This is a genomic window from Photobacterium sp. GB-50 (assembly GCF_003026755.1).
In the GTDB taxonomy this organism is placed as follows: Bacteria; Pseudomonadota; Gammaproteobacteria; order Enterobacterales; family Vibrionaceae; genus Photobacterium.
Map to the genome: position 1 here is coordinate 1 of NZ_PYNX01000014.1, position 15,044 is coordinate 15,044.

The window sequence follows — 15,044 nt, forward strand, 5'->3', positions numbered from 1 at the left end:
GTGAGGCCGTCAGTCACTTTATTCTGCCGGACAAAAGAAAGGACCGAACGTTTCCACGTTCAGTCCTCTTTGTGCCATCCAAGTACCCGTTTAGGTATAAACGATGATGCTTATCCGAACGGCATTAAGCACTAAGCTAGCCTTTTAACTCATTGTTTATACATTATATAAATAATGAGTAGAAGATTGCAGAGATAGAAACAAGGCCGATAACCGTCACAAATACATTGCTGATTGCGCCTGAGTATTTCTTCATGGATGGTACTTTTTTGATTGCGTACATTGGCATAATAAAAAGCAACATCGCAATAATAGGGCCACCTAAGCTCTCAATCATACCGAGAATACTTGGGTTTAGTGTCGCTACAGCCCATGTTGTTACTAGCATAAAGATTGCTGTAAAGCGGTTTAGTGCTTTTTTTGAGATCTCTTTATTCTTATCACGAGTAACTTTGATTACTAAACCATTTAGGCCTTCACTGGCGCCTAAGTAGTGGCCAAGGAAAGACTTAGTAATTGCAATAATTGCTACAATCGGCGCAACGTAAGCAATGATCGGTGTATCAAAGTGGTTCGCTAAGTAAGTTAGAATAGATACGTTATTTGCTTTAGCTTCTGCTAGATTTTCAGGTGATAAGCTTAATACGCAGCTGAAAACGAAGAACATTACGGTTAATACCATCATAATGTGTGCACGGGCTAGAATACGTGAACTTTGACGCTCTGCGTTTTCGCCGTATTCTTTTTGCTTAGCGACAGCAAATGATGAGATAACAGGTGAGTGGTTAAACGAAAAAACCATTACCGGTAAGATTAACCATACAGCAAGCATTACTGAGTTTAAGCCACCGTCTGCTGGGATGATGTTATGGAAGATAGAGTCATTCCAGTACGGTACAAGAAACAGTGCCAACATTAATAATACAGCAACGAATGGGAATACTAAGATACTCATAGCCTTAACAATTAATTGCTCACCTAAACGAACAATTGCCATTAAACCAAGGATCAATACTAACGCTAAAATTGCACGTGCTGGTGGCTCTATACCTAACTGGTTAAGCATAAAGCTTTCAACTGTATTTGTTAGTGCAACACTATAAACTAATAGAATGGGGTAGATAGCAAAGAAATAAAGTAATGTGATCACTTTGCCCATGCCCTTACCAAAATGCTCTTCAACAACTTCTGTAATATCAGCACCCGGATTCGAACTTGATAACACAAAACGTGTCATCGCACGGTGGGCAAAGAATGTCATTGGAAATGCAAGAGCGGCCATTACAAGTAATGGAATTAAACCGCCAACACCCGCATTAATGGGTAAAAATAGAGTACCTGCACCCACGGCGGTACCGTATAGGCCAAGCATCCATAATGTATCACTTTTGCTCCACCCTAATTTTTTGTTTTGTGCAGAAGTCGTCGCCGTTAAATTTTGTGCGGTGTCCATAATGGACATCTCCTTTATAAGTATTATGTTTAACTTTCAAAGGGCTGAGTTATTCTGATCTTCCTTGGTCGCATACGCGAAGAGCAACAGATAAAGCTTCAAAAAATAAGAAGTAGTGAACGTGCGATTTGATGGTGAAATATAGGATATATACTCTATATTCAGTGACGGGTCCGTTGTCGATCTTGTGTTTCCATACTTACATCAAGCAAGTTATAAACAATGTCTGCTGTGATTCTCTCTTATAATAACCTTGTAAATAGTCCCCTTATCGAAGAGCGCGCATTATAGGGGAAAAAACTTGGGTTCAACAAATTTTGCAGAGAAAAAATTTACGTTTGCTTAAAAAGCATGCAAGTGCGTTAACGTTATATTAATAACATTATTATGTAGTGATAATGGTAGGGGTTTTATGTCATAAGAGTGTATATATTGGATAAAATATGCAATTTGTATGATTAAAATGACTTTTAAACTATATTTTTGAATAATGCGTCTTGAGTATATTTTTTACAATATTATTTTAATCCATGCAAAAAAAGTTTAAAAAAAGGAAGGCAAAGAGCCTTCCTTTTTTAACTATTTGGATAAAATCAGTCGCGGAAATTATCAAACTGGAATGGTTGGCCTAACTCTTGTTCACGCACCAGTGACATAGTCGCTTGTAGATCATCACGCTTCTTACCCGTTACGCGCAGTTTCTCACCTTGGATAGAAACTTGAACTTTCAGTTTAGCGTCTTTAATCGCTTTCACTAATTTCTTCGCGTTTGTGGTTTCTACGCCTTGCTTAAATTCAATATTTTGAGACGCAGTTTTACCTGAGAAAGTGACTGCTTTACGCTCAAGCGCATTAGCATCAACACCACGTTTAGCAAGGTTACTACGTAAAATTGCAACAATTTGGTCTACTTGGAATTCAGACTCAGATGTGATTTTTACGATTTCTTTATTTAATTCAATGCTTGATTCAACATTACGGAAGTCGAAACGCGTGTCTAATTCACGCTTTGAGTTGTCTACCGCATTCTTGATTTCTACGGAATCTACTTCTGAAACAATATCAAAAGATGGCATGTTTATGGCCTCTTATCATAAGTCTAAGGGAATATTTCCCATCTACATTAACACGAATAGTATACCGTTTATTAATGAAGGAGAAGCAATCTATGCCTCTCTTTCTATCTCGGTATTATATATCATCAAATTGTTTTTATTGATATTTTAGCGTTGTGCTGTTTTAACAGCATCCGCTAGCATATCGAGCATCTTAAGCGTGTCTTTCCAATGAATACAAGGGTCAGTAATAGATTTGCCGTAAACAAGCTCATCAAGTTTGTTTTCAATAACCGCTTGATTCCCTTCTTCAATAAAGCTTTCTGCCATGATGCCCGCAATTGAATGGCTACCATTTTTCAATTGTTCACAAATTTCAGCAGCAACATCTAATTGACGTTTATGCTGTTTTTGGCAATTACCATGACTAAAATCGACAATTAATCGCTGTGGTAATTCAAACTCGGCTAATGCCTCACATGCTGTTGCGATGTCTTCAGCGTGGTAGTTTGGCATTTTACCGCCACGTAAAATAATATGACCGTAAGGATTACCGGAAGTACGGTAAATTGTCATTTGTCCATTTTTTGCCGGTGAGCAGAAAAGGTGAGATTCACGTGTGGCGCGAATAGCATCAATCGCAATTTTGGTATTACCGTCAGTGCCGTTTTTAAAGCCAACTGGACACGACAGTGCTGACGCCATTTCACGGTGGATCTGAGATTCGGTAGTACGCGCACCAATGGCTCCCCAACTGATAAGGTCAGCAAGGTATTGACCAGTGATCATATCGAGGAATTCAGTCGCAGTAGGTAAGCCTAGCGAGTTAATATCAATTAATAGTTTGCGTGCTTTTTTTAAACCAGTTGCTAAATCTAAACTGCCATCTAAATGTGGATCAGTAACTAAACCCTTCCAGCCAACAACAGTGCGTGGCTTTTCGAAATAGGTACGCATTACGATAAACAATTGGTCTTTATATGTTTCTTGTACAGCAACAAGGCGTTTCGCATAATCAACTGCGGCATCGGTATCATGTATAGAACATGGACCAACAATCACCAGTAAACGGGAATCTTGACCCGTTAAAATTGCTTCAATCTGTTTGCGAGAGTGGTCTACATGCGCCGCAATTTCATCAGTCATTGGTGATGTTGCTTCAATTTCAGCAGGAGTTGGCATCAAGCCTAAACTCACGGTGCGAAGTTCATCTGTTTTCATTGGCATAATATGTTTGCCTACCTTGGGGATCTCTGTAATAACACCGCTAAGATATCCCAAAAATCGATTTTAATAAACCAAACTTGTGATATCACTTAGCTTTCTAACCATCCTATGACTACGATTGAAAACTAATGATGATTTTGTAATCAAGAAATGATCTAACTTTAAAGTTTGATTGATATGAATAAGTTATCAGTAATTAGCTTTAGTTCTTGCCTCATAATTCAACACAAAGTAAGGTCGATATACAGTAATGGTGTTTAATGTATTTTTGAATACACAGGGTTTAGATGACGATTTATTTAAATACTCGTCTTATTAACAAGGAAGTATTGGTGTTTTATGACAACTGAAAATGAATTAACGTTAACTGCAATGTTGACGTCATCAGTGCAGTTAACTGGACTTGAAAGTGGTGAGGTGGGGATTGTCTCACTCGATGATCTTATTGCTCATGATATTGGTGTTCACCCTTGTGCTGTTACAAAGCCTGAATCACTTTCTACTGAAACGACAGCGGCTATTTTTGATGCGCTAGAAGCCGATAATCAAACGCCTGTCGCTGAGTTATTTGTAACCAAACTTAGCCAGTTATTAATTGCAGCGGCAGCCACACAAGGTGATGCGCCGTTAAAAGTATGTTTAACCAGTGATAACTCATATTCTCGTAGCCATTTATTAGGTGCGGAAGTAGAGCCAGACGAAATTAACCCAGCAATGGGATTACGTGGTGCATCTCGACTAGGTCATGCCGATTACCGAAAAGAGTTTGAGCTAGAATGTGAAGCGATTAAACGCGCACGCCTTGATGCGAAAAATATCGAACTTGTTGTACCGTTTGTTCGTACGTTCAGTGAAGCGGCAACAGTGATTGATTTATTGGCTGAGCAAGGATTATGTCGCGGTGCTGATGATTTAAAAGTCTTTATGATGTGTAGTGTCCCTTCTAATGCATTATTAGCAGAAACATTCTTGCAGTATTTTGATGGTTTTATTGTTGATGTTGAACAATTAGCGCAATTTACTCTTGGTCAAGATATTGAGAATACATCGTTAAACTACATGTCGGATGCACAAAACGACGCGCTACTTTTGTTAGTGAAAATGTTATTAACCTCGGTTGGAAACTCGAATAAGCCGTGCTTGGTATACAGTCGTTTTATTGAAGACTCACCACGTTTTAGTTCATGGTTACAAGAGCAAGGTGTCACTCACGTTATATGTTGAGCTAATGCTAAATAGTTAGTGCTATAGAATTAAAAACGGCATGGTTAATTTTAACCATGCCGTTATATTTTGTATTTTATAAAGAGAATAGGCTGAATTAATCCATTTCTTGCATAGCAGAAACAACAGAAGGATCGTTGATTAGGTTAAATAACAAGCTTTTTGCTGAAGCGCGTTGAGCGTCAGATAAAACTTTTTTCGGGTTTTCACGGGTTAGCGTCAAAATACTGGTGACAAATTTACTGTTCGTACCTGAGAGCTCATAAGCAAAGCGTAATGTATCCATTAATTCTGCTTGAGGTAGGCTATAAACGGCCATTTCACAACTCAAACCATCCATAGCAAGGAAGTTGTTTACTATTTCTTTCTGCTTAGCATTAAACTTTTGTTTGGCTTCAAAAGCATCAATTAAAGCCTGTACTCGATCGGCGATGGCTACAGGTACTTCCATTGTTTTCGTTTTATGAGTCATTGCTGATTCTCCCGACATAGCTGTAAATATATTATTGAGTCAGTTTACGTTGTTGTTTACCGTTTGGCATTTCTTTCTTTTAGACATAATGCAAGTGTCAAAATTGTTATCAAAACCGATTATTCACCATTCGTATCATCATGATAAGGTTTTGTATTCTTAATTAATTTCAATTGCACAATTAACTCATCTAAACGATAAACCAATTGACGTGTTAGCCATAGATAACCATAAGGGCCCAATAAAATCGAGTCTTTTGGTTGTGATATTTGTAATGCCATCTGTTTTAGTTGATGAATGTCCGGCAGTTCAATATTAAGATCTTTATCATCGGCTAATTGATTTAAAATCAACACTATTTGCTGCTGATAGTTTTTCAATCCTGTTTGCTCTAATAACTTACGGCGACCGATATCTGAGCTCCAATGGGTTTCGATGAGTTGTTCAATTAAGCTAATCATTGAACTTTGAATCGTTACAATCGCTTTATAGTGTCCTGTTGACTTTGGGTTTTCCTTTTGTACATTCGCCAGCAAACTAATCATTTTTATTTGGCGTTCATTCACTTGGTTTTTGATCCGCGCTAGGATCTTAATACTTGGTATATGGGCTGATGCATGTGCTTGATAAAGCTGACGTAAATCATGCATGTTTTGATTAAATAGCATATCCCATGAATATTTAGCGCGAATAGGGAAGAGCATTGAAAAAGACATCGCGATCAAACTACCAATAATGATATTAGTGACTCGCCATAATGCAACAGAGACTTCTTGGGCACTGTTACCTTGATATGCCACGATGATCAGCGTCATTACGGCTAAGAAAAAGATATATGTATTTTTACCATGTGACTTAAGCGACAGTAAAAAACACCAGGTTAGTATCCAAATAGGAATAAATGCAACGAGGTTTTGTGGAAAAAAGACAGTAACTAAACCTAAAATGGCGCCGAGTAATGTTCCACCTACACGTTGAAAGCCTTTTTGTTTGATCACGCCTGCATAAGGCTGCATTAACACCACTGCGACTGTGACTGGTCCCCACATTGAATGAGGTACTGGAATAAAGTGATAAAAGACCAAGCTAAATGCGATAGCCATAGTGACACGAAGGGCATGAGAAAATTGTGCGTGCGTTAACAGCAAATTTTTAAAACGAAGATACATAGCGTGCCATAAAGTTAGGTAATTACTTGCTGTGATTATGCGATTAAAATCATAGTCTATCCACCTATTTATGTGTTGTAGGTATCGAGTATCTAACGGGTTACTAAAAATTATGCTGTTATTTTGTAATGGATATTTATTTATCGGCGGATCACTTTTCTTGGTACGACTTCAACGCCTTGCTGATAATGACCTTGAACTGCAGAGAGGGCGAGTTGTAGCGCATGATCAGCAATTAAATCGAATTGCTGTGGGAGTGATTGGATTTTATTGGGTAAAAAATCAAGTAATCGATTATCACCAAAGGTTGCCAAGTATGTTTTTGCCATTACATCGGGATACTTTAACAAACAATCTAGAATACCCTCAAACAAGGTATAAGAAGTGGCAAGGATAGCTTCAGGAAAACAGTTTTCATCAAGCCATTGTTGAGCAATTAGTGCACCATGGTGTTGGCTAAATTGCTCACCATAGGCAAGGCTAACATTCATTGTTTTAGGGTGATTGTTGATTGCAGCTTGAAAACCTTGCTCTCGCTCAATAGAAACACCCAGTTCCGCAACGGCGCCAATTAAGCCGATCGATGAAATAGGTTGATCTAATAATGCGTTCGTTAATGCATAGGCACCATCAAGATCTTCACTGATAACGGATGCAAAGTATTCGTCATCTAACGCGCGATCAATGGCGATAACAGGGGTACCTTTTGCCTGTACTTTTTTGTAAAACTCATTATCAGCAGGAAGGGCACTCGCAACAATAAGTGCGTCTAATTTACGACTTAATAATAGATTTGCGACGTCTACTTCAGTGACAGGATCATCATCACTACACGAGATAATAACTTGATAACCTGCAGTTCTAGCATTCAATTCTAGTAACTTAGCAATCTTTGCATAGCTCGTATTGTCGAGATCGGGGATGATCAAACCTAGCGATTGACTACTTCCTGCACGAAGGGAAGACGCCGCGTGATTGGGGCGATAATTGTGCGCATTAACCACAGCGAGGACTTTTTGTTGTGTCTTGTTACTGATTCGATATTGCTCAGCTTTACCGTTAATAATATAGCTAGCTGTGGTTCTTGATACACCAGCAAGTTTGGCAATTTCATTCAATGTCATCAGTTGATACTTCCATTTAAAGCTGTTTGCGCAGCGCGTTTTGCTATAAATAGCAATTCCTATCCTTATTTCATAACACTAGATATAGATTTAAGGCCAATTTGTGCGTCTCATCATAGATCTAATAATCGCTATGCGTTGATCAATTGTAATTTAAGCTGAAACGATTCAGTATTCAAGCTGAAAGGTTTCAGCAGAATCTATAGGTATAAAATGTTCCCATAATTCGACTGAAACTTTTAATTTGCCCATTTGCTGAAACGATTCAGCCAATATGAATAAGATTCGATACTATCGGAGTTAGAGATGTTGTCATTATCAAAACACGATATTGCTTTGCGTAAATCAGCAAACAATAAACAAGATGCAATCAAAGTACTGGCATCAGAGTTAGAGTCAGAAGGCTTAGTTAAAACGGGATACGTCAATGGTATGTTGGCGCGTGAAGCCCAAAACTCAACCTATCTTGGTAATGGTATAGCGATCCCACACGGTACAACAGAGACGCGAAATCTTGTTAATAAAACAGGTGTAAAGGTTCATCATTTTCCTCAAGGCGTAGACTGGGGCGAGGGGCAAACTGTTTATTTAGCCATTGGGATCGCTGCTAAATCCGATGAGCACCTTGAGATTTTAAAGCAATTAACCAAAGTGCTGTCAGCAGATGGTATCGATGAGAAATTAAAGCGTTGTGATTCAGCAGATGAAGTTATTACGATTTTAATGGGTTCAGAGCAATCGGAAGCAGAATGCAATGCTCAACTTGTTTTAAAAGATTTTCCAGCAACTGATTTATTACAGCTAAGCGCGGTTGCTGCCGGTTTAATAAAGCATCAAGGCTTTGCGAGCAAGCAAATGGTGGCGGATGTTGTCGCAAAAGAGCCGAGTTACTTAGGTCAGGGATTGTGGTTAATAAGTTGCAATCAAGAGGTTGAGCGAACAGCGATTGCTATTGTGACACCATCAGTAATCTTTGAAGAGCACAATCATCCAGTTAAAGGGGTAATTGTTATTGCGGCGAAAAACAGTAGCTATATTGCCAATATTGACCGACTTACTCAGCTGATTTACAGCCAAACGGTTGATGCGTTTTTGTCATCAAGCCCAGAGCAAATGTGTGCAGTGCTTTCTCAAACTCAATTAGAAGGCAATAGCGCAATATTTACGATTAAAAACCCGCATGGCTTACATGCTCGTCCGGGGGCAATGCTGGTTAATACCACCAAGAAGTTTGATGCAGATATACAAGTCGTTAATGTTTCTGGCGGCAGCAAAGCGGTTAATGCAAAGAGCTTAATGAAAGTGATTGGGCTTGGTGTTAAATGTGGTAACGAATTGAAATTTACAGCCAGTGGTAGTGATGCTGAACAAGCACTAACGGCGATCGGACAAGCTATTGCCGATGGTTTAGGCGAGAAACTTTAAGGGTGAAAATAATGAGCGAAACAGAAATTAAACCGTCACTTAAAGTTGTCGCCGTGACGTTAAATCCTGCCTTGGATCTAACTGGGCACCTATCATCTCTTACTGCCGGTACGGTAAATGTGGTGGATTCAGGTTCACTTCATCCAGCAGGTAAAGGCGTTAATGTTGCAAAAGTACTCGCGGAATTAGGTGCGGAAGTAACGGTAACGGGATTATTAGGCCGTGAAAATCAAGACGGTTTTTGTCAGTTATTTGAACAGATTGGCGTTACTGATAAATTTGTCAGGGTCGCAGGCGCAACACGTATTAACGTTAAATTGGTTGAGCAAGATGGGCGAGTCAGCGACATAAACTTCCCCGGTGTTGAAGTAAATGCTACTGACATTGCGAAATTTGAAGCGACATTATTTGAACTGGCAAATAGCCATGATGTTTTTGTTATCGCAGGTAGTTTACCCCGTGGAATTTCAACCCAGCAATGTGCGAAATGGATTGAGCAACTTCAACAGCAAGGTAAGCAGGTGTTGTTTGATAGCAGTAAAGCGGCTTTTGCTGAAGGGTTAGACGCAAAACCATGGTTGGTGAAACCGAATGATGAAGAATTAGCGGACTGGGCAAAATGCGAATTACACAGCGATGAAGAAATCATTGAAGTGGCAGAGCAGCTTACTACTAAAGGCATTGAAAATGTAGTGGTGTCACTGGGTGCGAAAGGAGTGATGTGGCGCAATCATGAAGGTTGGTTACGTGCCGAGCCGCCTAAAATGACGGTAGTTAGTACTGTTGGTGCAGGTGATACCTTAGTTGCAGGTATGTGTTGGGGGCATCTACAGCATTGGACAAAATCAGAGACATTACGTTTTGCAACGGCGCTATCAGCGTATGCGGTCACACAAGTGGGTGTTGGCGTTGATGATATAAACGCAGTCAAAGCAATCGAAGAAAACGTTCAGCTTTCATAACAACATAAAAATATAACGTGAAAAGTGCAGAGGTCGAATAATGAATATTAGTATTATTACCGCATGTCCAAGCGGTATCGCAACAAGCTTAATTGCTGCCGGTTTACTTGAAAAAGCCGCCGCCGAATTAAAATGGCAAGCCAATATTGAGCGCCATACATCGTTAAAAGCAACCAATATGCTGACACAACTACAGATCGAACAAGCTGACTGTATTGTGATTGCCGCTAATGAAAATCTCGCCATTGATGAGCAACGTTTTATTGGTAAGCGAGTATTTCGTGCAGATGTTACCGCTTGCATGGAAAACCCAACCGCGTGGCTACAAAAAGCGGTTGAATTGGCATCAGAACTGACGGTTGAAAGTGTGGCAACTCAAGCGATATCGACCAAGAAAAAGATTGTCGCAATCACCGCGTGCCCAACAGGTGTTGCGCATACGTTTATGGCAGCTGAAGCGCTAGAGACCGAAGCTAAACGTCAAGGTTATGAGATTAAAGTTGAAACACGTGGTTCAGTTGGTGCTAAAAACCAGTTAACAGCCGATGAAATTGAAGCTGCTGACTTAGTGATTATCGCCGCCGACATTGATGTCGACTTATCGCGTTTTAATGGCAAAGCACTGTATAAAACCAGTACTGGATTGGCACTAAAGAAAACAGCCCAAGAAATAGAGAAGGCGTTTGAACAAGCAACGCCTTATACACATACCGTTAAAGAAAATAGCGAGAAGAAAGAAGAAAAAGCAGGCGTTTATAAACACTTAATGACAGGTGTATCTTACATGTTGCCATTAGTTGTTGCCGGTGGTTTGTCTATTGCACTGTCGTTTGTTTTTGGTATCGAGGCATTTAAAGAGCAGGGCACATTAGCGGCGGCCTTAATGAAAATTGGTGGTGAATCTGCCTTTGCATTGATGGTTCCTGTATTAGCTGGCTTTATCGCTTTCTCCATTGCAGATCGCCCAGGCCTAGCACCTGGCTTAATTGGCGGTATGTTAGCAAGTGCGACAGGTGCGGGATTCTTAGGCGGTATTGTTGCAGGTTTCCTCGCAGGTTACAGTGCAAAATTCTTAGCCGAAAAAGTGAAACTGCCACAATCAATGGATGCATTAAAACCTATTTTAATCATTCCGCTGGTGGCGAGTTTAATTACCGGTCTTGTAATGATCTACATTGTTGGTGGTCCAGTATCGGCAGCAATGGAAGGATTAACCCACTTCCTAAATACAATGGGCTCTGCAAATGCTGTGCTTTTAGGTGTGATTTTAGGTTGTATGATGTGTTTTGACCTTGGTGGGCCAGTGAATAAAGCAGCTTACACCTTTGGTGTGGGTTTATTAGCGTCACATACTTATGCGCCAATGGCTGCGGTAATGGCTGCAGGTATGGTACCAGCAATGGGCATGGGTTTAGCAACGTTCCTTGCAAAACGTAAATTTGCAGCAAGTGAAAATGAAGCGGGTAAAGCCTCTTTCGTATTAGGTTTATGCTTTATCTCTGAAGGTGCGATTCCATTTGCAGCGCGCGATCCTATGCGTGTGATTCCATGCTGTATGCTAGGTGGCGCATTAACAGGCGCATTGTCGATGTTATTTGGTGCAAAACTAATGGCTCCACATGGTGGTCTGTTTGTACTGTTGATCCCTAACGCCATCACACCGCCACTACTTTACCTTGTTGCAATTATTGCAGGTACATTAGTAACGGGTATTTCTTACGCGATATTAAAGCGTCCAGAGCAAAACTCGGCAACAGAACTAGATACAGCAAAAGCGTAATATAACGACAGATATAAAAATGGCGGGATGTATTGAATACACTTTATTAGAAAGTATATTCAGTCCATCTCGCCATTTTTTTGCTTAAAATTTAACGTTGTGTTTACTGAGCAGGTTTCGCTTTATTTCGTGGGTTACGTGGAATGCCCGTATCACGATCAGTAATTGGTTTACGACGTTTAGGCTTAGTTGATTTTGTATTTTCACCACGTGGTGCATTGCTTTTCGAGCGTGTATCGCGACGAGGTTGACGCTCAGAATTTTCGCTATCACCGTCACGAGATGTCATTGGTTTTTTAAACTTAGGCTTATAGTTTAAAACCGAAACCGGTACGTCTTTTTTCGGTACAAAACCTTCGATTTCTTTACGTGTGATCAAATGACCAAGTAGGCTTTCAATCATGCATAGATTTTTAAAGTTATCGCGTGAAACAAATGAAATCGCTTCACCCGATGCTCCTGCACGACCCGTACGACCAATACGGTGAACATATTCTTCTGGTGGGAACGGCAGATCGTAGTTAACAACACGAGTCAGTTGCTCAATATCGATACCACGCGAAGCGACGCCAGTGGCAATAAGATATTGCAATTTACCGTTTTTAAAATCTTCCAGTAATTGAGAACGTACGGCTTGGCTACGACCACTGTGGAAAGACTCAGCGGAAATGCCACGCTTTTCTAATTGGGTAACCAGTTTTGCTGCACCATGTTTAGTTTCGATAAAGATTAATGCTTGATCCCACTTTTGTTCTTGGATCAAATGGCTCAGCAGTGCTGATTTCATGTCTTTATCAACAGTAACAAGCCATTGATCGATTTTTGGATCAGCAGAAGCATCTTTTGCAACTGAGATTTCAATGGGATTACGCACCGCTGTTTTTGCAAGAAAGCGTACTTGATCAGAAAGCGTTGCAGAGAACAGCATGTTTTGACGATCAACAGGTAAACGCTCAACAATCTTATTAATGTCTTCAATAAAGCCCATATCTAACATACGGTCAGCTTCATCAAGTACAAGAATTTCAATGGCATCAAAGTGGATTGCACGCTTAGTGTACATATCTAATAGACGACCGGGAGTGGCGACAAGAATATCGACACCTTCAATTAAGCGACGTTTCTGTGGTTCGTAATCAACCCCACCGTACATTGCCATTGACGTTAAATTTAAGTGCTTACTGTATTGCTTAATATTGTCTTCTACTTGAACGGCTAATTCACGTGTAGGCGCAAGAATGAGTGCACGTATACGTTTTGCGCGAACTTTGGTGCCATCATCTAGCATTTGTAGAATAGGCAGTACAAAACTGGCGGTTTTACCCGTACCTGTTTGTGCTGCTGCCATCAAGTTTTTACCGGTTAGTGCAACAGGAATGGCTTTTTCTTGAATAGGAGTAGGAGAGGTGTAACCCATTTCGGTTACGGCTTTAACGATAGAATCGTTTAATCCAAGCTTAGAGAATGGCATGTAGAATCTCAAAATAAATCATTAAATAGCTAATGCGGCGCACTAACTAACGCAAATACGTACATATTATACCACGCTTAACAATCAGCTGTATGTAGTCAGGCAGAGAAGACAAAAGCAACTAGTTACTAATGATGTTGTTTCTCACTAATGCGCGGCGGACATTATTACAAAGTTTGCCAAATCGACGGATCTCATCAAATTGCGGTGTTTCACCTCGTGAAATAGCGGATTCCCAATAGGTTAAATCAGTATCAACGAGCTCTAACAATTTTTTAGGACAACCGACGCATTTGTTATCAGGGCCACAGACAAACGTACTTTCATCATAAAGAGGAAATTGTTCTTTTACTTGGCTGATTATACTCAACATCGCCGTTTTACGGTCGGGCTTCTTATTCATCATAAAGACTTCCGATAAAATAATATTCTAAAACAGCATAAAACAAATATCTATTGGTAATCATCCTATACTTATGAAAGGTAATAAAACGAAGATATAGATAAATATCATATTGATATAAAACACTATTTTTATTCAATGATCATGTCTAAAAAATTAGCCATAAAGCGCAAATATGCTTTGCAAAATGCATTTTGAGAATAACAGTTTTAATTAATAAGACTTAATTACCTGATAAATCAATAAGTTGCCTGTTTGATAAATTGGCTGGTTAATTGCTCTGTTTTTAGGTAAGTCACTTGATTGTGTGTTGATAAAATTCAGTATTGCAGGGTGATAAGGATGGCAAGAATGATTCAAAGGCGAGATCTCTCGAAATTCGTAGCATCTTTTATGTTTATGACTTGGGCGTTATTGAGTAGTAATGCCTTTGCACAGCAAGATATGGTCGCAGAGCCTGATTGGTTAAAAGCGCAGATTGCAGATAAACAGCCTGTTGTGATTTTCGATGCCCGTGCGAAAGAAGATTATGATAAAGGCCATATACCTACCGCAATCAGTTTTCCTGTGGATGATACTTACGTTATCAAAGACGGTGTTTATTACGTTAAAAATAAGGTCACTATTGCCCCTCTTTTACGTAAAAAAGGGGTAACAAAAGACACCAAGATAATTGTTTATGATCAAGGTGAGCTTATGCATGCGTCACGCTTATTTTGGGTATTAGAGCTATATGGCGTGAAAAATGTCGCCATACTCAATGGCGGATTGAATGCATGGCAACAACATAATGCTTTGTCCCAAACAGCAAATAGATTACCTAAGTCTGATTTTGTTCCTGTCTTAAAATCGAATATTTATGCGAGTACGACAGTAGCAAAAGTCGCTGTCCATAACCCTAATTATGAGCTTTATGATAGCCGCACATATGATGAATATTTAGGGAAAAAATCCGTGACTGATAAATATGGTCGAATACCTAAAGCTAAATATATCGAGTTGAATGAGTTTTTTACGACTAATGCAGATGGTCAAAAAATCTTAAAACCTAAATCAGAATTGTCTGACATATTAAGTAAATTAGATAATAACAAGAAAACAATTACATACTGTAATAAAGGTACGGCTTCAACGTTATCTTATTTCTTATTTAAACAAGCTGGATTTAATGTCGCTCATTATGATGGTTCATGGTTAGATTGGTCTGCAAAAGGACTACCCATAGAGAAGTAATATTATCTAAAGGGTTAATGATGAAAAATAAATTGGACGATAATTG

13 protein-coding genes are annotated in these 15,044 nt (G+C 39.5%); 5 read left to right on the top strand and 8 right to left on the bottom strand.

Annotation, left to right across the window (positions count from 1 at the left end; genetic code table 11):
* Positions 1-163: 163 nt before the first annotated feature.
* From C9J41_RS15615 to C9J41_RS15625, 3 genes are all read right to left on the bottom strand, one after another.
* Positions 164-1,453 carry an HAAAP family serine/threonine permease gene (locus C9J41_RS15615; protein WP_107205893.1) on the bottom strand — a complete coding sequence of 430 codons (1,290 nt, stop codon included), beginning with the start codon at positions 1,451-1,453 and terminating at the stop codon, positions 164-166.
* Between the two features lie 593 nt (positions 1,454-2,046).
* Positions 2,047-2,529 (bottom strand): YajQ family cyclic di-GMP-binding protein, encoded by a 483-nt coding sequence (locus tag C9J41_RS15620; protein WP_005367504.1) that lies wholly within the window; start codon positions 2,527-2,529, stop codon positions 2,047-2,049.
* Positions 2,530-2,676: 147 nt separating this feature from the next.
* On the bottom strand, positions 2,677-3,735 hold the full coding sequence (locus C9J41_RS15625; protein ID WP_107205894.1) for a 3-deoxy-7-phosphoheptulonate synthase: 1,059 nt from the start codon (positions 3,733-3,735) through the stop codon (positions 2,677-2,679).
* A gap of 339 nt (positions 3,736-4,074) precedes the next feature.
* Here C9J41_RS15625 and C9J41_RS15630 point away from each other — a divergent pair, with 339 nt between their 5' ends.
* Entirely contained in the window at positions 4,075-4,959 is an 885-nt protein-coding gene (locus C9J41_RS15630) for a putative PEP-binding protein (protein WP_107205895.1), read from the top strand.
* A gap of 97 nt (positions 4,960-5,056) precedes the next feature.
* Here the strand turns inward: C9J41_RS15630 and C9J41_RS15635 are convergent, their stop codons facing one another.
* The 3 genes from C9J41_RS15635 to cra all read right to left on the bottom strand — a co-directional run bounded on the left by C9J41_RS15635 (position 5,057) and on the right by cra (position 7,724).
* Complete coding sequence (locus C9J41_RS15635; protein ID WP_107205896.1) at positions 5,057-5,431, bottom strand: hypothetical protein; 375 nt, start codon at positions 5,429-5,431, stop codon at positions 5,057-5,059.
* Between the two features lie 119 nt (positions 5,432-5,550).
* Complete coding sequence (locus tag C9J41_RS15640; protein WP_107205897.1) at positions 5,551-6,600, bottom strand: FUSC family protein; 1,050 nt, start codon at positions 6,598-6,600, stop codon at positions 5,551-5,553.
* 140 nt (positions 6,601-6,740) lie between these two features.
* A complete protein-coding gene (gene cra / locus C9J41_RS15645; RefSeq protein WP_107294769.1) occupies positions 6,741-7,724 on the bottom strand; it encodes a catabolite repressor/activator in 984 nt (327 codons plus the stop codon).
* Positions 7,725-8,030: 306 nt separating this feature from the next.
* Between cra and fruB the strand changes: the two genes are divergently transcribed.
* The 3 genes from fruB to fruA are packed head-to-tail and all read left to right on the top strand — an operon-like array spanning position 8,031 to position 11,891.
* Positions 8,031-9,149 (top strand): fused PTS fructose transporter subunit IIA/HPr protein, encoded by a 1,119-nt coding sequence (fruB, locus tag C9J41_RS15650; RefSeq protein ID WP_107286958.1) that lies wholly within the window; start codon positions 8,031-8,033, stop codon positions 9,147-9,149.
* A gap of 11 nt (positions 9,150-9,160) precedes the next feature.
* Complete coding sequence (pfkB, locus tag C9J41_RS15655) at positions 9,161-10,111, top strand: 1-phosphofructokinase (protein ID WP_107290338.1); 951 nt, start codon at positions 9,161-9,163, stop codon at positions 10,109-10,111.
* 40 nt (positions 10,112-10,151) lie between these two features.
* Complete coding sequence (gene fruA / locus C9J41_RS15660; protein WP_107294770.1) at positions 10,152-11,891, top strand: PTS fructose transporter subunit IIBC; 1,740 nt, start codon at positions 10,152-10,154, stop codon at positions 11,889-11,891.
* A gap of 103 nt (positions 11,892-11,994) precedes the next feature.
* Here fruA and C9J41_RS15665 read toward each other — a convergent pair whose 3' ends face one another.
* Together C9J41_RS15665 and C9J41_RS15670 are read right to left on the bottom strand one after the other, a co-directional pair.
* Entirely contained in the window at positions 11,995-13,362 is a 1,368-nt protein-coding gene (locus tag C9J41_RS15665) for a DEAD/DEAH box helicase (protein ID WP_107290336.1), read from the bottom strand.
* A gap of 121 nt (positions 13,363-13,483) precedes the next feature.
* The gene (locus C9J41_RS15670) at positions 13,484-13,765 is read right to left on the bottom strand and encodes a hypothetical protein (protein ID WP_173425657.1); all 282 of its coding nucleotides are present in this window, start codon (positions 13,763-13,765) and stop codon (positions 13,484-13,486) included.
* 342 nt (positions 13,766-14,107) lie between these two features.
* Between C9J41_RS15670 and C9J41_RS15675 the strand changes: the two genes are divergently transcribed.
* Positions 14,108-14,998, top strand: coding sequence for a sulfurtransferase (locus tag C9J41_RS15675; protein WP_233217601.1), 891 nt, complete (start codon positions 14,108-14,110; stop codon positions 14,996-14,998).
* Positions 14,999-15,044: the final 46 nt, after the last annotated feature.

What these genes read in the sequence shown, in the direction of transcription:
- fruA (WP_107294770.1), top strand. Translation starts at nt 10,152, where the DNA reads ATGAATATTAGTATTATTACCGCATGTCCAAGCGGTATCGCAACAAGC.
- C9J41_RS15620 (WP_005367504.1), bottom strand. Translation starts at nt 2,529, where the DNA reads ATGCCATCTTTTGATATTGTTTCAGAAGTAGATTCCGTAGAAATCAAG.
- C9J41_RS15630 (WP_107205895.1), top strand. Translation starts at nt 4,075, where the DNA reads ATGACAACTGAAAATGAATTAACGTTAACTGCAATGTTGACGTCATCA.
- C9J41_RS15615 (WP_107205893.1), bottom strand. Translation starts at nt 1,453, where the DNA reads ATGGACACCGCACAAAATTTAACGGCGACGACTTCTGCACAAAACAAA.
- pfkB (WP_107290338.1), top strand. Translation starts at nt 9,161, where the DNA reads ATGAGCGAAACAGAAATTAAACCGTCACTTAAAGTTGTCGCCGTGACG.
- C9J41_RS15675 (WP_233217601.1), top strand. Translation starts at nt 14,108, where the DNA reads ATGGCAAGAATGATTCAAAGGCGAGATCTCTCGAAATTCGTAGCATCT.
- C9J41_RS15625 (WP_107205894.1), bottom strand. Translation starts at nt 3,735, where the DNA reads ATGCCAATGAAAACAGATGAACTTCGCACCGTGAGTTTAGGCTTGATG.
- C9J41_RS15635 (WP_107205896.1), bottom strand. Translation starts at nt 5,431, where the DNA reads ATGACTCATAAAACGAAAACAATGGAAGTACCTGTAGCCATCGCCGAT.
- fruB (WP_107286958.1), top strand. Translation starts at nt 8,031, where the DNA reads ATGTTGTCATTATCAAAACACGATATTGCTTTGCGTAAATCAGCAAAC.
- C9J41_RS15665 (WP_107290336.1), bottom strand. Translation starts at nt 13,362, where the DNA reads ATGCCATTCTCTAAGCTTGGATTAAACGATTCTATCGTTAAAGCCGTA.
- C9J41_RS15670 (WP_173425657.1), bottom strand. Translation starts at nt 13,765, where the DNA reads ATGAATAAGAAGCCCGACCGTAAAACGGCGATGTTGAGTATAATCAGC.
- cra (WP_107294769.1), bottom strand. Translation starts at nt 7,724, where the DNA reads ATGACATTGAATGAAATTGCCAAACTTGCTGGTGTATCAAGAACCACA.
- C9J41_RS15640 (WP_107205897.1), bottom strand. Translation starts at nt 6,600, where the DNA reads ATGTATCTTCGTTTTAAAAATTTGCTGTTAACGCACGCACAATTTTCT.